Source organism: Pseudomonas sp. P116 (genome assembly GCF_020149425.1).
Classification (GTDB): Bacteria; Pseudomonadota; Gammaproteobacteria; order Pseudomonadales; family Pseudomonadaceae; genus Aquipseudomonas; species Aquipseudomonas anatoliensis.
This window is the reverse complement of record NZ_JACVHB010000004.1, coordinates 105805-130243: the sequence shown is the minus strand read 5'-3', so window position 1 is coordinate 130243 and position 24439 is coordinate 105805. Positions and strand designations below refer to the sequence as shown.

21 protein-coding genes and 3 pseudogenes are annotated in these 24439 nt (G+C 57.4%); 10 read left to right on the top strand and 14 right to left on the bottom strand.

Features of this window, described 5'->3' with window-relative positions; translation table 11 throughout:
* Positions 1-125: 125 nt before the first annotated feature.
* Positions 126-1343, top strand: a complete 1218-nt coding sequence (gene alaC, locus ICA15_RS14895; protein ID WP_210554113.1) for an alanine transaminase — start codon at positions 126-128, stop codon at positions 1341-1343.
* A 177-nt stretch (positions 1344-1520) separates the two neighbouring features.
* Here alaC and ICA15_RS14890 read toward each other — a convergent pair.
* The 3 genes and pseudogenes from ICA15_RS14890 to ICA15_RS14880 form a co-directional block, all read right to left on the bottom strand.
* A pseudogene (locus ICA15_RS14890) lies at positions 1521-1667 on the bottom strand (permease DsdX); the annotation flags it as partial.
* Positions 1668-1885: 218 nt separating this feature from the next.
* Positions 1886-3238, bottom strand: a complete 1353-nt coding sequence (locus ICA15_RS14885; protein ID WP_042560582.1) for a gluconate:H+ symporter — start codon at positions 3236-3238, stop codon at positions 1886-1888.
* Between the two features lie 82 nt (positions 3239-3320).
* Positions 3321-3854 (bottom strand): gluconokinase, encoded by a 534-nt coding sequence (locus ICA15_RS14880; protein ID WP_150592911.1) that lies wholly within the window; start codon positions 3852-3854, stop codon positions 3321-3323.
* 216 nt (positions 3855-4070) lie between these two features.
* Between ICA15_RS14880 and ICA15_RS14875 the strand changes: the two genes are divergently transcribed.
* Complete coding sequence (locus ICA15_RS14875) at positions 4071-5102, top strand: LacI family DNA-binding transcriptional regulator (protein ID WP_210554114.1); 1032 nt, start codon at positions 4071-4073, stop codon at positions 5100-5102.
* A 222-nt stretch (positions 5103-5324) separates the two neighbouring features.
* Here ICA15_RS14875 and ICA15_RS14870 read toward each other — a convergent pair whose 3' ends face one another.
* Positions 5325-6197, bottom strand: a complete 873-nt coding sequence (locus ICA15_RS14870; RefSeq protein ID WP_210554115.1) for a LysR family transcriptional regulator — start codon at positions 6195-6197, stop codon at positions 5325-5327.
* A gap of 122 nt (positions 6198-6319) precedes the next feature.
* On the opposite strand from ICA15_RS14870, the gene ICA15_RS14865 reads away from it, so the two are divergent.
* Positions 6320-6760 carry a PACE efflux transporter gene (locus ICA15_RS14865; protein WP_150601600.1) on the top strand — a complete coding sequence of 147 codons (441 nt, stop codon included), beginning with the start codon at positions 6320-6322 and terminating at the stop codon, positions 6758-6760.
* A gap of 122 nt (positions 6761-6882) precedes the next feature.
* On the opposite strand, the pseudogene ICA15_RS28640 reads toward ICA15_RS14865, so the two are convergent.
* Together ICA15_RS28640 and ICA15_RS28635 are read right to left on the bottom strand one after the other, a co-directional pair.
* Positions 6883-7308 (bottom strand): annotated as a pseudogene (locus tag ICA15_RS28640) (methyl-accepting chemotaxis protein); the annotation flags it as partial.
* Between the two features lie 120 nt (positions 7309-7428).
* Positions 7429-8202: pseudogene (locus tag ICA15_RS28635) on the bottom strand (PAS domain-containing protein); the annotation flags it as partial.
* A gap of 594 nt (positions 8203-8796) precedes the next feature.
* Here ICA15_RS28635 and ICA15_RS14855 point away from each other — a divergent pair.
* Both ICA15_RS14855 and ICA15_RS14850 read left to right on the top strand, forming a co-directional pair.
* Positions 8797-11706: a hypothetical protein gene (locus ICA15_RS14855; RefSeq protein WP_210554117.1), complete on the top strand. Its 2910-nt coding sequence runs from the start codon at positions 8797-8799 to the stop codon at positions 11704-11706.
* Between the two features lie 279 nt (positions 11707-11985).
* Positions 11986-12402, top strand: coding sequence for a GNAT family N-acetyltransferase (locus ICA15_RS14850; RefSeq protein WP_150601605.1), 417 nt, complete (start codon positions 11986-11988; stop codon positions 12400-12402).
* Positions 12403-12484: 82 nt separating this feature from the next.
* On the opposite strand, the gene def is transcribed toward ICA15_RS14850, so the two are convergent.
* The 3 genes from def to ICA15_RS14835 form a co-directional block, all read right to left on the bottom strand.
* Positions 12485-13024, bottom strand: coding sequence for a peptide deformylase (def, locus tag ICA15_RS14845; RefSeq protein WP_150616128.1), 540 nt, complete (start codon positions 13022-13024; stop codon positions 12485-12487).
* 2 nt (positions 13025-13026) lie between these two features.
* Positions 13027-13977 (bottom strand): YihY/virulence factor BrkB family protein, encoded by a 951-nt coding sequence (locus ICA15_RS14840; protein ID WP_150601607.1) that lies wholly within the window; start codon positions 13975-13977, stop codon positions 13027-13029.
* A gap of 164 nt (positions 13978-14141) precedes the next feature.
* Positions 14142-14333, bottom strand: coding sequence for a CsbD family protein (locus ICA15_RS14835; protein ID WP_150616129.1), 192 nt, complete (start codon positions 14331-14333; stop codon positions 14142-14144).
* A 195-nt stretch (positions 14334-14528) separates the two neighbouring features.
* On the opposite strand from ICA15_RS14835, the gene ICA15_RS14830 reads away from it, so the two are divergent.
* Positions 14529-14906, top strand: coding sequence for a hypothetical protein (locus ICA15_RS14830; protein WP_150601609.1), 378 nt, complete (start codon positions 14529-14531; stop codon positions 14904-14906).
* Positions 14907-15126: 220 nt separating this feature from the next.
* Here the strand turns inward: ICA15_RS14830 and fadD1 are convergent, their stop codons facing one another.
* Both fadD1 and fadD2 read right to left on the bottom strand, forming a co-directional pair.
* Complete coding sequence (gene fadD1, locus ICA15_RS14825; RefSeq protein ID WP_150601610.1) at positions 15127-16824, bottom strand: long-chain-fatty-acid--CoA ligase FadD1; 1698 nt, start codon at positions 16822-16824, stop codon at positions 15127-15129.
* 348 nt (positions 16825-17172) lie between these two features.
* Positions 17173-18861 (bottom strand): long-chain-fatty-acid--CoA ligase, encoded by a 1689-nt coding sequence (gene fadD2, locus ICA15_RS14820; RefSeq protein ID WP_210554118.1) that lies wholly within the window; start codon positions 18859-18861, stop codon positions 17173-17175.
* A 199-nt stretch (positions 18862-19060) separates the two neighbouring features.
* Here fadD2 and ICA15_RS14815 point away from each other — a divergent pair, with 199 nt between their 5' ends.
* Together ICA15_RS14815 and ICA15_RS14810 are read left to right on the top strand one after the other, a co-directional pair.
* Complete coding sequence (locus ICA15_RS14815) at positions 19061-20005, top strand: alpha/beta hydrolase (protein WP_210554119.1); 945 nt, start codon at positions 19061-19063, stop codon at positions 20003-20005.
* A 42-nt stretch (positions 20006-20047) separates the two neighbouring features.
* On the top strand, positions 20048-20518 hold the full coding sequence (locus tag ICA15_RS14810; protein ID WP_003227420.1) for a MaoC family dehydratase: 471 nt from the start codon (positions 20048-20050) through the stop codon (positions 20516-20518).
* Between the two features lie 87 nt (positions 20519-20605).
* Here the strand turns inward: ICA15_RS14810 and ICA15_RS14805 are convergent, their stop codons facing one another.
* Complete coding sequence (locus tag ICA15_RS14805) at positions 20606-21073, bottom strand: PA2169 family four-helix-bundle protein (protein ID WP_150601613.1); 468 nt, start codon at positions 21071-21073, stop codon at positions 20606-20608.
* A gap of 204 nt (positions 21074-21277) precedes the next feature.
* Here ICA15_RS14805 and ICA15_RS14800 point away from each other — a divergent pair, with 204 nt between their 5' ends.
* Both ICA15_RS14800 and ICA15_RS14795 read left to right on the top strand, forming a co-directional pair.
* A complete protein-coding gene (locus ICA15_RS14800; protein ID WP_003227425.1) occupies positions 21278-21514 on the top strand; it encodes a DUF3820 family protein in 237 nt (78 codons plus the stop codon).
* A 31-nt stretch (positions 21515-21545) separates the two neighbouring features.
* Complete coding sequence (locus ICA15_RS14795) at positions 21546-22727, top strand: aminotransferase class V-fold PLP-dependent enzyme (RefSeq protein ID WP_210554120.1); 1182 nt, start codon at positions 21546-21548, stop codon at positions 22725-22727.
* 5 nt (positions 22728-22732) lie between these two features.
* Here the strand turns inward: ICA15_RS14795 and ICA15_RS14790 are convergent, their stop codons facing one another.
* Both ICA15_RS14790 and ICA15_RS14785 read right to left on the bottom strand, forming a co-directional pair.
* Positions 22733-23458 (bottom strand): intradiol ring-cleavage dioxygenase, encoded by a 726-nt coding sequence (locus ICA15_RS14790; RefSeq protein WP_210554121.1) that lies wholly within the window; start codon positions 23456-23458, stop codon positions 22733-22735.
* A gap of 312 nt (positions 23459-23770) precedes the next feature.
* Positions 23771-24436, bottom strand: coding sequence for a bifunctional 4-hydroxy-2-oxoglutarate aldolase/2-dehydro-3-deoxy-phosphogluconate aldolase (locus ICA15_RS14785; protein ID WP_150616133.1), 666 nt, complete (start codon positions 24434-24436; stop codon positions 23771-23773).
* Between the last annotated feature and the right edge of the window lie 3 nt (positions 24437-24439).

Sequence of the window (24439 nt, the reverse complement as noted above, 5' to 3'; positions counted from 1 at the left end):
GGGAAAAATTTGTTTACGCACAGGCTGGACAGTCTGCCATCCCTGCCCTTATCTTCGCCAACAGGTCACCGCAGTGACCAGCGTCGCTCGGACGGTTCCGGGCGCTTACGTTATCCGAGGCAACAATGGCTGAACAAGGTTCGCCGCGCCGCTTTGCGCGCATAGATCGACTCCCCCCTTACGTTTTCAACATCACCGCCGAGCTGAAAATGGCCGCGCGGCGTCGTGGTGAAGACATCATCGACCTGAGCATGGGCAACCCCGACGGGGCCACGCCGCCGCACATTGTCGAAAAACTCGTGCAGGTCGCCCAGCGTGACGACACCCACGGTTATTCCACGTCCAAGGGCATTCCGCGCCTGCGTCGGGCGATTTCCAATTGGTACAAGCAGCGCTACGAAGTCGATATCGACCCGGAAAGCGAAGCCATTGTCACCATCGGTTCCAAGGAAGGCCTGGCGCATCTGATGCTGGCGACCCTGGATCAGGGCGACACGGTGCTAGTGCCGAACCCGAGCTACCCGATTCACATCTACGGCGCGGTGATTGCCGGCGCCCAGGTGCGTTCGGTGCCGCTGGTACCGGGGGTGGACTTCTTCGCTGAATTGGAACGGGCGATTCGCGGCTCGATCCCCAAGCCGAAAATGATGATCCTCGGTTTCCCGTCGAACCCGACCGCGCAGTGCGTGGAACTGGATTTCTTCGAGCGGGTGATCGCTCTCGCCAAGCAGTACGACGTGCTGGTCATCCACGATCTGGCTTACGCCGACATCGTCTACGACGGCTGGAAAGCCCCGTCGATCATGCAAGTGCCGGGCGCCAAGGACATCGCGGTGGAGTTTTTCACCCTGTCCAAGAGCTACAACATGGCCGGTTGGCGCATCGGTTTCATGGTCGGCAATCCGGAACTGGTCAACGCCTTGGCGCGGATCAAGAGCTACCACGACTACGGCACTTTCACTCCGCTGCAAGTCGCCGCGATTGCTGCGCTGGAAGGCGATCAGCAGTGCGTGAAAGACATCGCCGAGCAGTATCGCCAGCGCCGCAATGTGCTGGTCAAGGGACTGCATGAGCTGGGCTGGATGGTTGAAAACCCGAAGGCTTCGATGTACGTCTGGGCGAAGATTCCCGAGGCTTACGCGCACTTGGGCTCGCTGGAATTCGCCAAGAAACTGCTGGCCGAGGCCAAGGTTTGCGTCTCGCCGGGGGTGGGGTTTGGTGAGTATGGCAATGATCACGTGCGCTTCGCGCTGATCGAAAACCAGGACCGCATTCGCCAGGCTGTGCGCGGCATTCGCGGGATGTTCCGGGCGGACGGGTTAGCCCCGAAATCCAGCAGCTAACGTAGATCTCCTGTAGGAGCTGCCGAAGACTGCGATCTTTTGACGTTGATTTAAAAAGATCAAAAGATCGCAGCCTCGTTTCACTCGACAGCTCCTACAGGGAGATGTGTTCAGCCTTAAGGTTTCACCCACAAAAAAACCGCATCGCTGCGGTTTTTTTGTGTCTGGCGTTTGCTGTTAAACGAACATCGATAACAGCAGGATAAAGCCCAACGCGACCACCGAGAGGATGGTTTCCATCGCCGTCCAGGTCTTGAACGTCTCGGCCACGGTCATGTTGAAGTACTGCTTCACCAGCCAGAAACCGGCGTCGGATTCGCGGGATGTTCCGGGCGGATGGGTTAGCCCCGAAATCCAGCAGCTAACGTAGATCTCCTGTAGGAGCTGCCGAAGGCTGCGATCTTTTGCTGTCGATTTTCAAAGATCAAAAGATCGCAGCCTCGTTTCACTCGACAGCTCCTACAGGGGGATGTGTTCAGCCTTAAGGTTTCACCCACAAAAAAACCGCATCGCTGCGGTTTTTTTGTGTCTGGCGTTTACTGTTAAACGAACATCGACAACAGCAGGATAAAGCCCAACGCGACCACCGAGAGGATGGTTTCCATCGCCGTCCAGGTCTTGAACGTCTCAGCCACGGTCATGTTGAAGTATTGCTTCACCAGCCAGAAACCGGCGTCGTTGACGTGGGACAGGATCAACGAACCGGCACCGGTGGCCAGCACCAGCAGCTCACGGTTAACGCCCGGAACCATCCCGACCACCGGCACCACAATGCCCGCGCCAGTGATGGTCGCGACCGTTGCCGAACCGGTAGCAATACGGATCACCGCCGCCACCAGCCATGCCAGCAGGATCGGCGAGATCTGCGCGCTGACCGCCATGTGGCCGATCACGTCGCCCACGCCGCTGGTTACCAGCATCTGCTTGAAGCCACCGCCGGCACCGATGATCAGGATGATCGCGGCGGTTGGCGCAAGGCTCGCATCCAGCCACTTGAGGATCTGGTTAGAACCGATGCCCTGCTTGTAACCGAAGGTATACAGCGACAGCAGCAACGCCAGCAGCAGTGCCGAGATCGGGTGACCGATCATGTCCATCCAGGTGCGGAAGAAGTTACCGTCCGGCAGCGCCACGTCAGCGAAGGTTTTCAGCAGCATCAGGAATACCGGCAGCAGCACGGTGATCAGGGTGATGCTGAAGCTCGGCAGGACAGCGGTGTCGTTTTCGCGGGCCAGTTGATCGACCAGTTCCTGATTCGGGTGACCAGGAATGTGCTTGGCGATGAACGTACCGAAGATCGGCCCGGCAATGATTGCAGTCGGCAGCGCAACGATCAGACCGTAGAGAATGGTCTTGCCGATATCAGCACCGAACACGCCGATGGCCAGCAGCGGGCCCGGGTGCGGTGGCACCAGACCGTGCACGGCGGACAGGCCGGCGAGCAGCGGGATACCGATCTTGATGATCGACACGCCCGTGCGGCGGGCAACGATGAACACCAGCGGAATCAGCAGCACGAAGCCGATTTCGAAGAACAACGGAATGCCCACCAGGAACGCGGCGAACATCATTGCCCACTGGACTTTGTCCTTGCCGAACGCGCGAATCAGGGTCTGGGCAATCTGATCTGCCCCGCCCGATTCGGCCATCATTTTGCCGAGCATGGTGCCCAGCGCGAGGATGATGCCGACGAAACCGAGCACGCCACCAAAGCCGTCCTGGAACGCTTTGATGATGGTGCCGATCGGCATGCCGGACGTCAGGCCGAGGAACGCGGCGGCGATGGTCAGGGCAATGAAGGGGTGAATCTTGAACTTGGTGATCAGGATGATAAGTCCGATCACCGTGACCACTGCATCAAGCAGCAGGTAGGCGTCGTGGGACATGCCAAACATTGGGGGTGTCTCCTGGTTTGTTGTTGTTATTAAAGCGGGTTAATCAGAAGTCGTAAGGACAGCGCTGTCTGCATGAACACACTCATACCGCCTGTTTCAGGCCATTGGCCTGCCACCAGACGTGAGCTTGCTCTGCCAGTTCTTCGACGCTGTGGATCGAAGCGTTCAACGCCAGGGTCAACGGCTCGCCTTTGGGCGATTCGAGGGTGGCGAACTGGCTTTCGATCAACGTGGCCGGCATGAAGTGGCCCGGACGATGAGACACACGCTCGGCGGCAACTTCAGGGGTCAATTCAAGGAACACGAAGCCCAGGCCCGGCAAGGCACTGCGCAGGATTTCGCGATAACTGTGTTTGAGGGCCGAGCAGGTCAGCACCGGGCGCTGGCCCGTGGCGTCAACGCGGCGCAGCTCCTCGCACAGGCTGTCGAGCCAGCCGGCACGGTCGTCGTCGTTCAGGGGGATCCCCGCGCTCATCTTTTCGATGTTCGCGGCCGGATGGAAAGTATCGCCTTCAATGGCAGTGGCGCCGCTCAATTGGCACAGGGCCTCGCTGACGCACGTCTTGCCGCAACCGGCAACGCCCATGATGACTAGGGCGGTGATGGGATGATTCATGAAACACCTCAGCGCGCAGACAGCGCTACCTTTGCAAGCTATGACTCTAGTGCACAGATAGAAGTTGCCGACGCCTTCTTGTCGTTTTTTTGGGTTGCAGCAGGTTTGTTCCCAACACCAAAAAGCGAAGATCAGGCAGGACCTCGCTTACGCATTTGCAGCTGCATCAGGACAGCGCTACCTTAGTGCCTTGATTTTTGTTTGGCAAGCCGCCCGATGACCACTCCTAAAAACGATAAAAATACCCGCACCACCGGCCGTCCCACCCTCAATGAAGTTGCTCGCCTTGCCGGCGTCAGCCCGATTACCGCATCCCGTGCCTTGCGCGGGGTCAGCACCGTGGCCACCGAACTGGTGGAAAAAGTCCGCAAGGCCGCCCTCGAACTCAACTACGTGGTCAACCCTGCCGCCCGTGCTTTGGCCTCGGCGCAGAGCCATTCTGTAGTGGTTTTGGTGCCGTCACTGTCCAACCTGTTGTTCATCGATACGCTGGAAGCCATTCATCGGGTTTTGACGCCCAAGGGCTTCGAAGTACTGATCGGCAACTTCCACTACTCCCGTGATGAAGAAGAAAACCTGCTGCGCAACTACATGGCTTATCAGCCGCGCGGGTTTCTGCTGACCGGTTTTGATCGCACCGAAAGTTCGCGGCGAATGATCGAGGCCAGCAACATTCCCTGCGTGTACATGATGGAACTGGACAGCGCTGCGGGCGTGAATTGCGTCGGCTTCTCCCAGCTCAGCGCCGGCGAAACGGCGGCAGAGCATTTGCTTTCCCGTGGGCGCAAACGTCTGGCTTACATCGGTGCGCAACTTGATCAGCGCACGTTGCTGCGAGGCGAAGGTTTTCGCAAAGCGTTGCAGAAGGCCGGGCGTTATGACCCGGATCTGGAAATGCTGACGCCGCGTGCTTCGTCGGTGGGATTGGGTGGCGAGTTGTTTCTGCAATTGCTGGCGGCGCACCCGGATGTCGATGCGATCTTCTTCGGCAACGATGACCTGGCACAAGGTGCATTGCTGGAGGCGCTGCGCCACGGCATCAAAATCCCTGAGCAAGTGGCAATTCTGGGCTTCAACGACTTGCCGATGTCCGAGCACATGGTGCCGCGCCTGAGCAGCATCAACACCCCGCGTGAGGCGATTGGCCGGCGCGCAGCGGAGCAGATGCTGACGTTGATGGCGGGCAACAACGTGGCACGGCCGGTGGAAGACATGGGCTTCGAACTGAAGATCCGCGAAAGCACCTGAGCCTGCCTCGGGTCCATGTAGGAGCTGCCGAAGGCTGCGATCTTTTGATCTTGTTGTTAAAGATCAAGATCAAAAGATCGCAGCCTTCGGCAGCTCCTACAGGGGGGTTGTGCGTCAGTCGATACATTATTGACTGACAGACCGCTATCGCTGGCAAGCCAGCTCCCACAGGTTTCTGTGGCGCACACAAGCCCAAGGTTTACCCCGCAATTTGTGCGGGGCTTAGTGGCCGAGCAATTCGACCAACGCCAATGCAGCCTTCTGTAACGGCTGGCTCTTGAGCCATACCGCGTGTACCGGCAGTACCAGGCCATTTTCGATGTTGCGAAAATTCAGCCGTTTCAAACGCCCGGCATCCAGTCGCGACTGCACCACCGACAGCGGGAAATTGCCCCAGCCCAATCCCGCCTCGACCATTTCCATCGCGGTTTCCAGGGTATCGGTGCGCCAGTGCGATTCAGCCACTAACGGCCGCGTCTCACTGATCGGCAAGTCACGACTGGCGACGAAGATCTGCCGTACGTGCACCAGGTCTTCAAGAAACAGATCCTGCCCCTGCAACAACGGACTGTCCGCCGCCAGCGTCGCGATCATCCGTTCGCTGCCGACAAACTGAAAGCGCTCCAGCACGTTCATGCTCAACCCGGCGAACGCCAGGCATACACTGACGCGGCCGCTGTGCAGCATCGCCAGCACATCATCCTGCGGCGCCGTCAGGACTTCGATGTCGAGCAGCGGATGGCGCTCGGCAATAGCCTTGATCGCCGCCAGCAAACGCCGACGGTCGATGTCCGCGACCACGCCGATCGACAACTTGCTCTCCAGCCCCAACGACAACTCCACCGCGTGCACTTGCAGTTGCTTGAGCTGCCCGGCAATCAGCCGTGCGTGCGGTACCAGAGAAAGCGCCATCGCCGTCGGTTGCGGTTCGCGATGGCTGCGATCAAACAGCGGATAACCGAGTTCGGCTTCAAGGTTGCCGATGCCCATGCTCACTGCCGACGGGACTTTGCCCAATGCGCGGGCGGCGGCGGAAAACGAGCCGCGTTCAATCACCGCAAGGAACAGTTCAATGCTGTCGCTGTTGAAATTCAATGGGTCAACCTATCAATAGAACTGAAAGCTTCTGACTTTTTCTGTCAGCCCTATTGAAGCTATCTTTCGCCGCCTCCGCCAGTCCCACTGGCCAACAAATGGCAAGAAAGAGGCAAATCTGCATGCAAGGCGTCAAACGCAAACTGGTCTATGTGTCGCTCTACGAAGTGATCGGCATGACCTTTTCCGCCCTCGGTCTGGCCCTGTTGTCGGGCACCTCGCCGGGCAGCACCGGGCCGTTGGCGGTGATCATCACCACCATCGCCGTCACCTGGAATTTCATCTATACCTCGATGTTCGAGCACTGGGAGAGTCGTCAGCAGTCACGCACCCGCACCGTAAAACGACGCATCGCCCACGCAATCGGCTTTCAACTGACGTTGATCGTGTTCCTGATTCCGTTGATCGCGTGGTGGATGAATATCAGTCTGGTGCAGGCGTTCCTGCTGGATCTGGCGCTGATCATCTTCATCCCTTGCTACACGTTTGCGTTCAACTGGCTGTTTGATCGGGTGTTTGGTCTGCCTGCCTCGGCGTTGCCGGATTCCCCTGCGGCGGCATAAATCGTCAGCCACTGCAATGGAAACATGATGTAGGAGCTGCGGCACGCTGCGATCTTTTGATCTTGAATTTAAAAGATCAAAAGATCGCAGCGTGCCGCAGCTCCTACAGTTGCTATGCGGTGCTAGTTCAGTTGCAGGGTCTCATTGAACTGGCTGATCGCATCTACCACATGCCGCGAGCCTTGCTGAATCTCCAGGATCACCTCCCCCGCCTCATTCGCCAGTTCAACCCCAAGCCCGGTGCGGCTCAAACTCGATTGCATGCTCGAAACCGCACTCAACGACAAGTCATGGTTCTTGCGCACCACTTCAACAATCTCCAGCGTCGCCTGACTAGTGCGCGCAGCAAGACTGCGCACTTCATCCGCGACCACCGCAAAACCCCGCCCATGTTCGCCGGCCCGCGCTGCTTCGATGGCCGCGTTCAGCGCCAGCAAATTGGTCTGATCGGCGATGCCGCGTATGGTCTGGACGATGGTGCCGATGATGTCCGACTGCTTGCTGACCGCATCGATGCTGACCGCCGCTTCGTTGAGGTCGCGGGAAATGTCCTGAATGATCTGCACCGTTTGCTGCACGACCTGTGAGCCTTTTTGCGCGCAGGCGTCGTTTTGTACCGAAGTGCTGTGGGCCGATTCCGCGGCATTCTGCAACGTGGTCATCTGGCGGGTGATGTCGCTGGCGAACTTGACCACTTTGTACAAGCGGCCCTTGGCGTCGAACAACGGGTTATACGAAGCTTCGAGGTAAACCATCTGCCCGGACTTGTTCTTGCGCTCGAAGCGATGGGAGTGATATTCGCCGCGATTGAGCGAAGCCCAGAATGCCTTGTATTGCACCGACTCGGCTTCGGCCCGATGGCAGAACATGCTGTGGTGGTGGCCGACAACTTCGTTGAGCGTGTATTGCGTGGTCTTGAGGAAGTTTTCGTTGGCGGTAATCACATTGCCCTCCGGCGTGAACTCGATCACCGCCATCGAGCGACCAATCGCCGCGAGCATGCTTTCCTCTTCATGTTCCTTGTTGATCCGCGCGGTAATGTCCGCCGCCACTTTGATCACACTTTTTACTTGTTTGTCCGGGCCATAGACCGGCATGTAACTGGCTTCTAGCCAGACCTCCCTGCCGCTCTTGTTCAAACGCAGGAACGTCCCGCTGATCGGCTCGCCCCTGGCCAGGTCACGCCATAACTTCGCGTAATCCTCGCTGCGATAAAACGCTTCTTCGCAAAAGATCCGGTGATGTTTGCCGCGCACTTCTTCGGCACCGTAACCCATGGTCTTGCAGAAGTTTTCATTGGCATCCAGAACAATGCCATCGGGGCTGAACTCGATCATCGCCATCGAACGGCTGATCGCCGCCAACTTGGCATTGGCTTCAGTCAGGGCGCAGCTGAAGCGCTCGATTTCCTGCAGATCAGCCTTGTGATGTAGGTTGAACATGGTTGTATCACCTTCCGCGCGTTCTTTTGATTTGATGAAAGTTCAGGTCTTTCAGAATCCACCACTACGTTCCACAGAACAGGCACACGCCTTCCTCCATGGGAGGAAGTTGTCAGGTGATAAATGATGATCAATCGGAACGTCCATGCAGCAACGCTCTAATCAAGACATCCTTCTCTTGATAGCCCGGTTGAGGGCCAGCCCTAACGTGTTGAAGAAAGTCCATTTAGGTGTCGCTCCTTGTTGGTTCGGTGTCGGTGCCTCGGGTTGCGCACTCTGGCAGCATGAATCACGGACTAACCCTTTGGACTCGGCACGCTTTGGCATGACGGTCGACATAGTTAGTTAGGTGTCAGCATAGCCAGCGCAAAGTCTTGCGCAAGGCCACTAGTCGGCCAGTATCTGGCACTTTTTGCACAAGAAACGGTTCAGCGAAGACGTCTCAGAAAATATCTATCCAGAGTCAAGCGCCACCATTCGTCGGAAATCAGCCTCTACCTGTCAGACCTGACAGTTGTCGTAACCGCACCATTCCCTTCTGATCAGAGCTCCAGCTGCTCTTTTACTCGCAGCCACCCACGAAGGAACGTCGCCATGATCAACCCGCACGATGAAAACAATCCGCTCGCGCTTCATCGCCCCTTCATTGTCGGCAGTACCGATCTGAGCACACCTGAGCACTACGACGGCGGTATCCCGGTACGCGCGCTCGAGGGCGATTTACAAATCATCTTCAATCCCTGGTTGGTGATGAGCATTGGCGATGAGCTCAAATGTTTCTGGGGCAATCTCTCGACGCCGGTGCGCAGCATCATTATCGAAGACGAAAACCAGGTGGGGGAACGGGTCGTCATCACCATTCCCCAAGGCTTTGTTATCGATGGTGACGCGCAGATGTTTTACAGCGTAACGCGCGTGGGCCAGGCCGAGGAAAGTTACCAGCCGGTGCTGACGATGCTGGTCAAGACGACGCGCCCGGGCGGCTTCGATGACAGCCCTGAAGAAGGCCACTCCGGCCTCAATTACACGCTCATACCGGACTTGTCCAACGGGGTGGATCCCGGCATGGCCGAGCGCGGAATCCAGATGCGCATCGAGCCCTACGAAAACATGGCGACGTTTGATTGCATCATTTGCCGCTGGGGGAGCCAGCAGGTCACTTATTACCCCGTGACCCAGCAGCAGATCGACGACCCGGCCAACCACCCGATTATCGTCACCTTCGACAAAGCAACCATCGAGAAACACGGCGATGGCGCCAACGTCCCGGTGACCTATCAAGTGATCGACCGCGTCGGCAACTACCCCGACGAGCGTGCGCCCTGGGCGAAAATCACCCGTGTACTGGTGGACCTGAAAGGCAATCGCTTGAATGCAGCGCTGGTGCTGGTCGATGGCAAACCGGTGTCGACCATTGATCTTGCGAAACTGGGGGATATCAACGTCATCGTCTGGATCTATACCCCGGAAAATGACTTCGCCGTAGGCGACAAGGTCGTCATGACCTGGACCGGCACGGCGCCCAACGGTCAGCCGATCATCGTCGGGCCACTGGAGCAGACAGTCGAATATGTGCCGTTCCATTGCGATTTCGTCATTCCCAACGCCTCGGTCAAAGCCATCGCCAAAGGCTGGGCTTCAGTGGGTTACATACTGCAAAGAGCGGGCGTGGCGGACAGGCCGTCGAAAAATACCAGCGTGACTGTTGAAGGGCAGATCAACCATCTGGCGGCGCCCTCGGTAGTTGAGGCGCCGGGCGGCATTCTGGATCCCGATGAACCGTGGGCAACGGCGAAGATCGCTGCATATCCAGGCCGCAAGGGTAGCGATCAACTGACGCTGATCATGGAGGCGCGACACCCCAATGGCACCATCGTTTACTACGACGATTCGCGGCCAGTCGGTAATGTCCCCGAGAACGAGCCTATTCTGCGCAGCGTCAGCAACGCCGTAATTCGTCGGTTCACCGGGTTGCGCGTGAAGGTGTTTTATCGGGTGGCGAACGATGACGCTGTACTGCTTGATGTGCGCGACTCGCAGGTGTTTTACATGCAGGTAGGTGTGTCACTGCCCCAGTTTGAGCGGCCGCACGTAGAAGAAGCCGGGCAGGACGGCACGCTCGATCCGGACCATGTTCCACCGACGGGCGCCACATTGGTTGTGCCACATACCAACACAATCCTGGGGGATTGCGTGACCTATCGGTGGCGCGGCTCGACCACTGACGGAAGCACCAGTGACTTCATCGAACTGACGTCGCACACGGTGGGAAAACCGGTGAAATTCACTGTGCCCAAAACGTATGTGATCAACAACCTGAATGGCACGGTGATGGCGAGCTACACCCTGCAGCGCAATGGCCAAATGATGGGGACCTCGGCCGAACTGAAGTTGAATATCGGCAAGCCACAGGCCGAACTGCCACCGCCCGAAGTCGTTGAAGCACCCGATCTCATACTTGATCCCAATCAACACCAGCACGGCTTTACCGTCAGGTTCAATTCCGCCGAAGTTCCACCCGGCAGCGAGATCGAACTGACCATCATCGGTCGTGATGGCGAGGGTTCGACCACGCCGCAACGCAAACCGGTCAACGGCCAGCAGCGCGTTGATTTCAATATTGCGCCGGCTATCACTGGCGCCAATTTAAAGCGCAGTGTTTTGATTGAATACAAAGTGCTGAATACCCGAGCGCCTACACCTGCGCAAACGCTGGAGTTGCGTATTGGTGAACTGTTGCAACGGAGCATGCCGAAACCATTGTTGGAAGGGTTCTCGGGAGAAATTCTGCAAATCAGTTTGATCACGAACGCTACTAAGGCGCTGTGCGACAAATGGCCGTTCCAGCGCAGCGGCCTGCCGATCTGGTTAAGTTACAAGGAACAAAGAGCCGACGGGACTTCACGTTCCAAAGATCAGTTTGTGGGTACTGCGCATGATCAGGGCGCCGGTTTGAGTTATACGGCCGAGGTGGCATGGTTGCGTGAGTGCAAGGCGGATTCGACGGTTGCGATTGTGTTGAAGGTGGGATTTTTTAGAGAGGCTATGGTGAGTGATGCGGTGGAGTGTGAGGCTAGGGTTTATACGGTGAAGGCGGGGTTGGATGAACTATCAACTTTCACAGGGTACGATTGGCATCGGTGGACACTGATTGAAAATTTTCCCAAAGCAGAGATATGTGAAGAAGAAGGGGAATTCTTCGTTCAGTCAATCCCAAGCAGCAGTAGCCCTCCCTCTTATTATGTAGCTTTGAAAAAAACATTTGAGGTTGATAGTGGTGAACCGTATATATTTAGCTTTGACTACCAATGCGCAGTTGACGTAAATGCTCTCATTACACAGCCCTACCAGATTTACAAAGACATTCTTCCGGCCACCACTAAATGGCAGTCCAGGTCTAGCATATTTCTCGCAGCGTTTTCGCAAATTATCGTGTACGTTTATATTGGACACACCATAGACAATGTTATTAAGGTAGATAACCTTCGGATAAGAAAATACTAACTTAGCAGCTACTACCCGCCAAACCTGATCAGCCATTACGGTATCCCGTAATGGCTGTTATTGGCTTTCAATGCCCAAAAACATCCACTTTCTTGGCCTTCTTCTCCGCCCGCTTCTCAATCGCAGTCTTGGACGGTTTCTTCTTCGCGGCTTTCTTTGAATCCATACCTTTAGACATGTCAAATACTCCACTCACAGGGCTGTAGGCTCAGGTATACACCTATCCAGTGACGCGCGTTCTTTTATAATCGCCGCCTCCCCCACCGCCAGTCAGATCCCATGCCCGATACCCAGTACAGCCTGCTCGACGAGTCGTTATGGCCGTTGATGAACAAGTTCTACCGCAGCCACCAATCCTCGATGAAAGCCGTTCGCGAGGCGCAGCTGTGGGTGGCGCGGCGTGGCGACATTGTTGCGGCGCTGTGCTTGCGGCCGGTCGCGGGTGGGTTGTGGTTGACAGGGTTGTTTGTTGATCCTGCGTGTCGTGAGCAGGGGGTTGCTGCGCAGTTGATCAGCATGGCGGTGAAGGATGTGACAGAGCCGGTGTGGCTGTTCTGCCATCCGGATTTGCGCGGGTTTTATGAGCGACGCGGGTTCAGTGCCGACCCTGCCCTGCCCCAGGCAATGGCGGAACGGTTGAGCCGGTATGCGCGGAGCAAGCCGATGATTGCGATGGGGTTGAATGCGGGGCAATAAAGATCAAAAGATCACAGCCTTCGGCAGCTCCTACACGGATCTCTGCAGGAGCTGCCGAAGGCTGCGATCTTTTGATTTGGCTTTAGTCGTCTGCGCCTGGATCGAGATCCGGAAACATCACTTCGGTAAAACCGAACTTGCTGAAATCGGTAATCCGCGACGGGTACAACCGGCCGATCAAATGGTCGCATTCATGCTGCACCACCCGCGCATGGAAACCTGAAGCCACGCGCACAATCGGCTCGCCCTTCGGATCAAAGCCTTCGTAGCGAATCAGTTGAAAGCGATCCACCGCACCCCGTAAACCGGGCACCGACAGGCAGCCTTCAAAACCTTCTTCCGTCAACGTATTAAGCGGCGTGATCAGCGGATTGATCAGGATGGTCTGCGGTACCGCTTCGGCGTCCGGGTAACGTTCGCTGTGCTCGAAACCGAAGATCACCAGTTGCAGATCGACACCGACCTGCGGCGCGGCCAGGCCGACGCCGCCGACGCTTTCCATGGTCTGGAACATGTCGTCGATCAGTTGCCACAGCTCCGGGCTGTCGAACATTTCCGGCGGAACCGGCGGGGCTATACGCAGCAGGCGCTCGTCGCCCATTTTCAGAATTTCACGAATCATGGTCAGGCTTCATCAGTGTCCGGCTTGATCGAGTGATCGCGACCCAGGCCCGAGACGTGTTGTTTGGGATGTTCATCGAGTTCGCCGGGGACTTTCTCGCCCGCGTCCTTGCCCTCGCTCGACATGTGCTCGATCACTGCATTCATCTCCGCGCCGAGCAGCAGCACGGCAGCGGAAATGTAGAAGTACAGCAACAGCACAATAATCGCCCCGATGCTGCCATACATCGCGTTGTAGTTGGCGAAGGTTTTGACGTAAAACGCAAAACCCAACGAGGCAATGATCCACACCACCACGGCCAATACCGAACCCGGCGTGATGAAGCGGAATTCCTGTTTGACGTCCGGCATCACGTAGTAGATCAGTGCCACGGCGACCATCATCAGAATCACGATGACCGGCCAGCGCGCGATGGTCCATAGGGTGACGATGAATTCCTCCAGCCCCACCTGTGCAGCGATCCAGCCCATCACCTGTGGCCCGAGCACCATCAGGGCCGCCGCCACCAACAACATGCCGGCAATGCCGACGGTGTAGACGATCGACAGCGGGAAACGCTTCCAGACAGGTCTGCCTTCAACAACGTCATAGGCGGCGTTCATTGCGCTCATCATCAGGCGCACGCCGGCAGACGCGGTGTACAGGGCAATGACGATACCCACCGACAGCAAGCCGCCCTTGGACTGCTGCAGCTGATCGATCACCGGGTTGACCTGCTCCAGCGCTTGCGGTGGCAGTACCAGCTCCGATTGCAGGCGCAGCCAGGAAAAGAAGTCCGGCAGGTGCAGAAAACCGATCAGGGCGATCAGAAACAGGATGAACGGGAACAGCGAGAACAGCATCTGGTAGGCCAGTGCCGAGGCGTACGTCGACATCTCGTCGTCGATGAATTCAGTGACCGTGCGCACCATCACCCGGTGCAGGGGCAGACCTTTCATGTCCGGAAAAATCATTCGCGTCTCCTTTCGCCGCAATACAGGTTGAAGTCGTGGCGACTCAGGGGCCGTTTTTTACATCACGGTAGCCTGTTTGGCGACCCTTGCAGGATAACCGCAGGCTTTTGACACAAAAACGGCCATCCTTGGATGGCCGCTCGTGTCTTTCGTTCAAGGCCGGATTACGCCTTGTCGACGGTGTTCTTCACTGCATCTTTGGCTTTGCCAACGGCTTGCTGGGCTTCGCCTTTTTTCTCTTGGATTTTGCCTTCGACTTGCAGCTTGTCATTGTCGGTAGCTTTACCGACGCCTTGCTTGACGTTGCCGACTGCTTCGTTGGCCATGCCTTTTACTTTATCGCCTGTGCTACTCATGGTGTTTCTCCTTGGTGCAATTAGGGGAAAGTCAGTACGTAATGATTGACTGGCCGCGTTTGCGCCAAGTTTCATTTATTTTTAGCAGCTCATTTCATCGCGGCGTGCAGGTTGGGCTTTATGTTTGCTCGCCCAGCCCCGAGAATGCGCACCTATGGGCGCCGTGCGCCAGATAACCGATCCCGCAGGAATGTCATGAAACTCGATAAAAAGCAGGCCATTGCCCGTAGAAACCAGGAACTGGGCGGTGCCGTGCTCGGCACCAACAACTGCCACTTCGCCGAACTGAACCGCAACCGCAACATCTGGTGGTTCGACCTGCCGGTGGCGCGTCTGGCCGTCGGTCAGTACGAGTGGATTCACCTGCTGATGCACACACCGGACACCGACGAACTGCTGCACCTGAAAGTGCCGACGGTGTTCCTGCGTGAGAAGCTGGAAGGGCTGGTGATTCGTAATGAAGGCAAGCGCAAGGCTGCGTTGAGCCTGGAATTGAGTGCGGACAAGGATTCGTATCTGCAGGACATGCGTCCGGCGGGGACCAATGTGAACTTTGCGCCGTTTCGGCAGTAACCAACTCTCGCGGAGAGCCTGATCCCTGTGGCCTGGCGGTTCTCTGTGGCGAGGGGATTTATCCCCGATGGGCTGCGGAGCAGCCCCAAAACTGCCACCCAGGTTCTGTCAGGCAGACCGCATTCATCGGGTTTACGACTGCTGCGCAGCCGATCGGGGATAAATCCCCTCGCTACAAAGGCATAAAATCAAAAAGCCCCGCATCTGCGGGGCTTCTTGTTTACGCGGCGTTCTTCGCCTTGATCTTCTTCAGCTCTTCGTCACGCAGTTCGCGGCGCAGGATCTTGCCGACGTTGGTGGTCGGCAGCGCATCGCGGAACTCCACCGAACGCGGCACCTTGTAACCGGTGACGTTGGCGCGCATGTGCTCCATCACCGTTTCCTTGGTCAGCGTCACGCCAGGCTTGGCAACGATGAAAATCTTGATCGCCTCGCCCGACTTCTCGTCCGGCACGCCGATGGCAGCACACTGCAATACACCCGGCAGGGTCGCCAGCACGTCTTCCAGTTCGTTCGGGTAGACGTTGAAACCGGAGACCAGAATCATGTCTTTCTTGCGATCGACAATGCGCATGTAGCCATCCGGCTGGATCAGCGCGATGTCACCGGTTTTCAGCCAGCCGTCACTGTCGAGCATTTCATCGGTGGCGTCCTGACGTTGCCAGTAACCCTTCATCACCTGCGGGCCCTTGACGCACAGCTCGCCGATTTCACCCAGCGGCTGCTCGACACCGGCATCGTCGATGACTTTGCACAGGGTCGATGGCACTGGAATGCCGATGGTGCCGATCTGGATGTGCTGGATCGGGTTGACCGTGGCCACCGGGCTGGTTTCGGTCATGCCGTAACCTTCGCAGATGGCACAACCGGTGACCGCTTTCCAGCGTTCGGCAGCGGCCAGTTGCAGGGCCATGCCGCCAGACAGAGTGACTTTCAGCGCCGAGAAATCCAGCTTGCGGAAACCTTCGTTGTTGCACAGCGCCACGAACAGCGTGTTCAGGCCGACGAAACCGCTGAACTTCCACTTCGACAGTTCCTTGACCATCGCCGGCAGGTCGCGCGGGTTGCTGATCAGGATGTTGTGGTTGCCGATCAGCATCATCGCCATGCAATGAAAGGTGAACGCATAGATGTGGTACAGCGGCAGCGGGGTGATCAGGATCTCGCAACCTTCGTTGAGGTTGGAACCCATCAGCGCCTTGCATTGCAGCATGTTGGCGACGAGGTTGCGGTGGGTCAGCATTGCGCCTTTGGCCACGCCGGTGGTGCCGCCGGTGTATTGCAGCACTGCCACATCACCGCTGTCCGGGTTTGCTTCAGCCACAGGCTGGCCCTGGCCCTTGCTCAGCACGTCGTTGAACTTGACGGCTTTTGGCAAGTGATAAGCCGGGACCATTTTCTTCACGTACTTGATGACGCTGTTGATCAGCAAGCGCTTGATCGGCGGCAGCAGGTCGGCGACTTCGGTGACGATGACGTGTTTGACGCCGGTTTTCGGCACCACGGCTTCGGCCAGGTGCGCCATGTTCGCCAGGCACACCAGCGCTTTGGCACCGGAGTCGTTGAATTGGTGTTCCATTTCCCGCGTGGTGTACAGCGGGTTGGTGTTGACCACGATCAGCCCGGCGCGGATGGCACCGAAAACGGCCACCGGGTATTGCAGAACGTTGGGCAGTTGCACGGCGATTCGATCACCGGGCTGCAAATCGGTATGCTGTTGCAGATACGCGGCAAACGCACCGGACAATTCGTACAATTCACCGTAGGTGATTGTCTTGCCCAGGTTGCTGAAAGCCGGTTTGTCGGCGAAGCGTTGGCAGGATTGCTTCAACACTGCCTGAATGTTCGGATACTCGTCTGGATTGATCTCGGCAGCGATTCCAGCCGGGTACTTATCCTTCCAAAAGTCTTCGATCATGGAAGCCCACTCCTCAGCAACGCGAATTCTTCACCGCATTTGATGCGATTATTATTGGTGTGTGTTTTGTATTGGTGAATCTGGCTTGTATATAGGCCGAGAAGTCACAAAGCGCGCCGAGAGTAGCAGCTTTGCCGAGGGTCGACTAGAGCCAAAAGCGGCCTCTACAGTCACATTGGTGACTCAAGACTTTCTAGCAGTCATTTTAGAGCAAAAATCCTAGAACACCTCTAAGGCCCCTGAATTCCGGGGCTTGAAAGCAAAAGATCGCAGCCTTCGGCAGCTCCTACATGTGAATGCGTTTCCTGTAGGAGCTGCCGAAGGCTGCGATCTTTGCGTTTTTGCCCTTTATGCGATATCGCGCAACTCACGTCGCAGAATTTTCCCGACAGGCGTCATCGGCAACGACTCACGCAACACAATGTGCTTGGGCACTTTGTACGCAGTGAAATTCTCCTTGCAGTAAGCCTTCAGCTCTTCAAGGCTGACGCCGTTTTCCCGCGCCACCACGAACAACTTCACCGCCTCGCCCGAACGCTCGTCCGGCACACCGATCACCGCGCAGTTGGCGACTTTCGGGTGGGCCATGACCACGTCCTCGATTTCATTCGGATACACGTTGAAACCGGAAACGATGATCATGTCTTTCTTGCGATCAACGATACGCACGAAACCGTCCGGATCGATGACCGCAATGTCGCCGGATTTGAACCAGCCCTCGGCATCCAGCACTTCAGCGGTGGCTTCGGGTTTGTTCCAATAGCCTTTCATGATCTGCGGGCCTTTGATGCACAGTTCGCCACGCTCGCCCATGGGCTGCTCGACGCCGTCATCGTTGATCACTTTCAACAGCGTGCCCGGCACTGGCAAACCGACTGTGCCCAGACGCGACTGGTCGCCGTACGGGTTGGTGCAAGCCACCGGCGAGGTTTCGGTCAAGCCGTAACCTTCAGTGATGCGGCAACCGGTGATCTGCTCCCAGCGTTCGGCGGTCGCCTTCACCAGCGCCGTGCCGCCGGAGTTGGTCAGTTTCAGTGTGGAGAAATCCAGGGTCTTGAAATCCGGGTGCTCCATCAACGCGACAAACAGGGTGTTGAGCCCCAGCAGCGCCGAAAATTTCCAGTTCTTCAGTTCTTTGATGAACCCGCCAATGTCCCGCGGGTTGGTGATCAGTACGTTGTGGTTGCCCGAGACCATCATGCACATGCAGTTCGCGGTGAATGCATAGATGTGGTACAGCGGCAGCGGCGCGATCATCACTTCCTGGCCTTCGCGCAACAGCGGCTGACCATCGGGGCCGAGTTGCGCAAGGCAGGCGCGCACTTGCTGCATGTTCGCCACCAGATTGCCATGAGTGAGCATTGCACCCTTGGCAAGGCCTGTGGTGCCGCCGGTGTATTGCAGCACGGCGATGTCGTCGAGGCCGACCTTCAGCGGCTTGATGCCCAGACCGCGACCCATACGCAGCGCGCTCTTGAAGGAGATCGCCTGCGGCAGTGAATATGCCGGGACCATTTTCTTAACCTTGCTGACCACAGTGTTGACCAGCCAGCCTTTGGCGGTGGGCATCAGGTCGCCCATCTTCGCCTCGATCAGGTATTGAATGTCGGTGTCGGCCAGCACTTCCTGGACTTTCTGGCCGAACATGTTCAGGTAGACCAACGCCCGCGCACCGGAATCCTTGAACTGGTGGCGCATCTCCCGCGCGGTATACAGCGGGTTGGTGTTGACCACGATCAGCCCGGCGCGCAACGCACCGAACACGGCAATCGGGTAATGCAGGACGTTGGGCATCTGCACCGCGATGCGATCCCCCGGCACCAGATCGGTATGCGCTTGCAGGTAACCGGCGAATGCTGCGCTCTGGCGCTCAAGCTCGGCGTAGGTCAAGGTCACGCCCATGTTGCTGAACGCCGGGCGATCCGCGAACTTCTTGCAGGAACGCTCGAACACCTCGATCACCGACTTGAATTCCCCCATGTCGATGTCCAGCGGTACGCCGGCGGGGCGTTTGTCATTCCAGAAATCAGGTTGCATTGTTCTTGTCCTCTTTACCTGAGCCGATCCGGGCCGCTTTCTGTCATTTCTGAAAAAGCGGAGCTTCACGGACACTAGCAGTTATGGCCATTCAGGCAAATATGGGCGAGGTCCTCATTGATCGTGTGAATCTTCGTGCCGTGGCGTGGGCTGATCAGACGCGCTATACAATGTGCCGACTCTGAGCAAAGGAATCGCCATGACCCACGACACCCTATGGCTGGACGCGAGTGACCGCAGCCGCCTGTACGTCAATCGCTGGCTGCCGCTGGGGCCGCTCAAAGCGGTGATCCTGCTGGCCCACGGCATGGCCGAACATAGCGCTCGATACGCCCGATTAGCCGACACGTTTTGCGACAAAGGTTATGGCGTGTACGCCCCGGATCTGCGTGGACATGGCAAAACCGCCGATAACGGCACCCTCGGCCATTTCGCCGATGACGACGGCTGGTGCAAAGTCGTCGGTGATCTGGCCAGTCTCAACCAGCACATCGGCCAGCAGCATCCCGGCGTGCCGATCATCCTGCTCGGGCACAGCATGGGCAGCTACCTCGCCCAGGGTTATTTGCTGCACCACAGCGCCAGCCTGCACGGGGCGATTCTCAGTGGCTCGAACTTCCAACCGGTGGCGCTCTATGGCGCGGCGCGGCAGATCGCCCGTGTGGAGAAGCTGCGCCAGGGCGGCAAAGGACGCAGCGCGCTGATCGAGTGGCTGTCGTTCGGCTCGTTCAACAACAAATTCAAACCGGTGCGCACACCGTTCGACTGGCTGAGCCGCGACCCGGCTGAAGTCGACAAGTACGCCAGCGACCCACTGTGTGGTTTTCGCTGCACCAATCAGCTGTGGATCGACTTGCTCGGCGGCTTGCAGCAAATCAGCAAAGCGTCCAATCTCGCCCAGATCGCTCCGGGCCTGCCATTGCTGGTAATCGGTGGTGAATGTGATCCGGTGAGCGATGGCAAACGTCTGAAAGACCTGGCTGATGCATTGCGCTCGGCCGGCAGCCAGAACCTGCAACTGAAGATCTACCCGCAGGCGCGGCACGAATTGTTCAACGAAACCAATCGCGACGAAGTGATCGCCGATGTGCTGGCCTGGATCGACCAGACCCTGAGCCATCCACGCCCTCAGCGCAGCGAATAATTTTTTGTGGATTGATCCAATCCATCACAGGAATCGAGACCGATGACCCAGGTTACCAACATCCCTTACGAAGCCCTTGAAGTCGGCCAGACCGCCAGCTACAGCAAGACTGTCGAAGAGCGTGACATTCAGCTGTTCGCCGCGATGTCAGGCGACCATAACCCGGTGCACCTGGACGCCGAATTCGCCGCCGCCAGCATGTTCAAGGAGCGCATCGCCCACGGCATGTTCAGCGGTGCATTGATCAGTGCGGCGGTGGCATGCGAACTGCCTGGACCGGGCACTATTTATATCGGTCAGCAGATGAGCTTTCAGAAACCGGTGAAGATTGGCGACACCTTGACGGTGCGTCTGGAAATTCTCGAGAAGCTGCCGAAGTTTCGCGTGCGCATTGCCACTCGCGTGTTCAACCAGCGTGATGAGTTGGTAGTGGATGGCGAGGCCGAGATTCTGGCGCCGCGCAAGCAGCAGACGGTGACGTTGCCGACGTTGCCGGCGATTAGCATTGGCTGATTGGTTGCGCTGTGTCAGGAAAATCTTTCCCCCCAGACATAAAAAAACGCCAGACTATCTGGCGTTTTTTATACAGCCTACGAACGCTTACGAACGTGCGCGAGCCTGGTTACGCAGGGCTTTCACCTGGTCGTGGTTACGTTGTACGCCGTGGTACTGGCGTTCAACCAGATCACGAATACCGACCAGGTTGTGCTTGTTGATTTTTTCGAGGGCTTCTTTGTAAGCCTTCAGTGCATGGTCTTCACCGCGCTCGGCTTCGTTCAGCACTGCTTCTTCGTCTTTGCCGGTAAACATGGCTTTGACGTCGACCCAGCGACGGTGCAGGTCACCGCTGACACTGGTGGAGGTTTCCGGATCGCCACCCAGCTTGCGAACTTCAGCTTGCAGCTCGGCAGCGGCAGCGGCGCAATCGGCAGAGCGAGTCACGAACAGGGTTTTCAGTTCTGGATGCTTGATGTCTTCAGCGCAAGTCTTGAACCCTTCCTGACCGTCTTTGCTGGTTTCGATCAGGTCGTTCAGTACAGAGATGGCTTCTTTATTTACGTCGGTCATTTTTCAATTCCTTGCGGGTTGATGAAAGATGCAAGGGATATTGCAGAGTGCGTGCCAGCTTTTTTATTTTTAAATAATCGTTATAAATCAACAACTTAAAGATAAGTGAACTATCTGTATCTCGGTAATTTGCATGATCTGTCATTTGGCCTGCATGCAGAATGCCTGTATTTTTCAATCTGATTTGAATCCAGACGAAAACCGATGAACCCAGAAAAACTCGAACTGCTGATCACCCGCGAAATGCCCTTCGGCAAATACAAGGGCCGAATCATTGCCGACCTGCCGGGCCCTTACCTTAACTGGTTTGCCCGTGAGGGATTTCCTCACGGCGAACTCGGTGGCTTGCTGGCATTGATGCAGGAGATCGACCACAACGGCCTCTCGGACTTGCTCGAACCACTGCGCGCCAAACACGGCAAACCTGCCCCGCGCCACTGAAGCGCCCTTCTCTATCAGAGTTAAGTCGACCATGCCTGATAACACCCGCCGCGCCCGTGATGAAGAATTCTGGCAAACGTTCGGCAATCGCTACGACGCTCAATCCGCGCCGATAAACCTGGAGAACGGTTACTTCGGGCGCATGTCGCGCACGGTGATCGAGGAGTATCAGCGCAACATCGAGCTGATTAACAACAGCAATTCGGTGTATGTGCGTCAACGCTTCGAACAGCACGACAACCTCGATATCCGAGCGCAACTGGCCGAGCTGATCGGCGTGCGTGCGCAAAGTGTCGCGTTCACCCGCAACGCCACCGAAGGCCTGCAATCGCTGATCCGCAACTACAATCGCCTGCAACCGGGCGATCAGGTGCTTATTTGCGATCTGGAATACGACACGGTCAAGGGCGCCATGCGCTGGCTGGGCAAGCATCGCAGCGTCGAGGTGATCGAGATTGCCCACGCGCATCCGGCCAGCTTCGACAGCCTGCTGGAGACGTATCGCGAGACGTTCATTCGCCACCCGAAACTCAAGTTGATGGCGCTGACCCATGTTACCCACCGCACCGGCCTGGTGATGCCGGTACAGGCGATTGCCGCGCTGGCCAAGGAACATGGCGTCGATATCATCCTCGACGGCGCCCATGCGCTGGGTCAGCTCGAATTCAATCTCGAAGCGATGGGCATCGCGTTCGCCGGCTATAACCTGCACAAATGGATCGGCGCGCCGCTGACCCTCGGCTTTCTCTATATTGCCCCGCAACGCCTGGCCGATATCGATCCGGACATGGGCGAGATACATTACCCAGGCAACGATATCCGCGCACGCACGTCGTACAGCACGCCGAACATCCCGGCGCTGATGACCCTGCCGCTGGTGTTCGAGGAACACCGTTCACTCGGCGGCGCTGCGGCCAAAGGTGCGCGGCTCAATTACCTGCGCAATCTTTGGGTCAGCGCCGTGCGCCACTTGCCAGGTATCGAAGTCATGACTCCGGATGATCCGCGACTGTATTGCGGGATCACGGCGATGCGCTTCACCCGCCATGACGATCAACAGTTGATGGCCGAGCGCCTGCTTAATGAATACAAGCTTTTCACTGTGGTGCGCACTGGCGCCGCGTGCGGGTCATGCATCCGCATTACGCCGGGGGTGACCACCACCGCCACCGACATGCAGTTACTGACCCGCGCGCTCAACGAGCTGCGTTGACTGGCTTAAACCGTGTACTTGTCGAAGTCCTCGGGTTTGATCTGCGACGACACCGCGAAGGTGTCGATGCCGATGGTCAGGTGGCCGAAAAAACCGTCCTCGTGAGACTCTCGACCGATCGGCCAGACCGTCAGCGTCGAGGCTTCACCGTTCTGGCGGGCAAAAAGAACGTCCTCGGCGTTGTTCAGCGGTAATGACGCTCGCCCGCGATAGGCTCGGGCATTGAGCACTGAACGGGAAATCACCTCGGGAAAATACAGCTGGCCGACCCAGGCGACATTGCGCTCCTCCAGGTATTCATTACCGGCGACGATGCGCACCGCCACATGAATGTGCAGCGCGCGCCCGGCATAGAAGCCGGGATAGACGGTGGTAAACCGCACGCGCCCCAAGTGATCACAGAACTGGCTGCCGCGCAGGTAAGTGTCATCGTCCGTGCGCGGAATCGAGCCGATGGCCGCGACATCGACTTCCATGTCCGGATTGAGTCGGCTCCAGCCTGAGTACGCGCCTCGTGCGTTGCAATGCCAGATATCCACCAACGCACCGTTGACGGGCTCACCGGTCATGGCATCAACGATGGTCAGGCGCAGGACCAGCGGTATCCCTTCAGCACCTTCGCTGATGTTGCGCCGCAAGAGTTTGGGGTTGCGAAAGAAGGGCCCGGCGATTTGCTCGGGGGCCAGTTGATACACAGACTGCTGTGAGGCTGATGCGAGATCTCGCTCCATGAGTACGTCCTCTCTTCCATAAGATGAACGCAAGGTTAGCGCCACGGAAAAATCGCCGTGCGGTAACTATGTATCGCTGAGTAACCGATGACCTGCTTCATTAGAAGCAAGATCAAAAGATCGCAGCCTCGTTTCACTCGACAGCTCCTACAGAAAAACTGTCACGCCTCCTGTAGGAGCTGCCGCAGGCTGCGATCTTTTGATGTTGTTCTTAAACAAGGGAGCGCCCGTTTTCTACAGGCAAAAAAAAACGGTGCACCGACCAAGCGCACCGTAAAGCCGTAGAACACACAACGAAGTGTCAGGTATTGATCAGTCCAGCAGCGCCAACGCCTCGGCGGTGCATTCCTGAATGCGGGCCCAGTCGCCGTTCTTGATCCACTCCGGATCAAGCATCCAGCTACCGCCCACGCACATGACGTTTTTCAGCGCCATGTAGCTCTTGATGTTGGCCGGGCCGACGCCGCCAGTCGGGCAGAATTTAACTTCGCCGAACGGGCCGCCGAGGGCTTTGATCGCGGCCACGCCGCCGCTGACTTCAGCCGGGAACAGCTTGAAGCGGCGATAACCCAAGCCATAGCCTTCCATGATGCCGGAGGCGTTGCTGATGCCCGGCAACAGCGGAATCGGGCTATCGACACTGGCTTCGAGCAGATCACGGGTGATGCCTGGGGTGACGATGAATTGCGAGCCGGCCGCTTCAGCAGCCGCGAGCATGGTGCGATCCAGCACAGTGCCGGCGCCGGTCATCAGTTCCGGGCGCTGGTCGCGCAGGATCTGGATAGCCTTGAGGCCGAACTGCGAACGCAGGGTTACTTCCAGCGCGGTCAGACCACCGGCAGCGAGGGCGTCAGCCAGTGGCAGCACGTCCTGTTCGCGGGCGATGGTGATCACCGGCAGGATCCGTGCCTTGGCGCAGATGCTGTCGATCAGGGCAACTTTGTCCGCCATGGAAACGGTCGGGGATGGGGTTGTCATAGC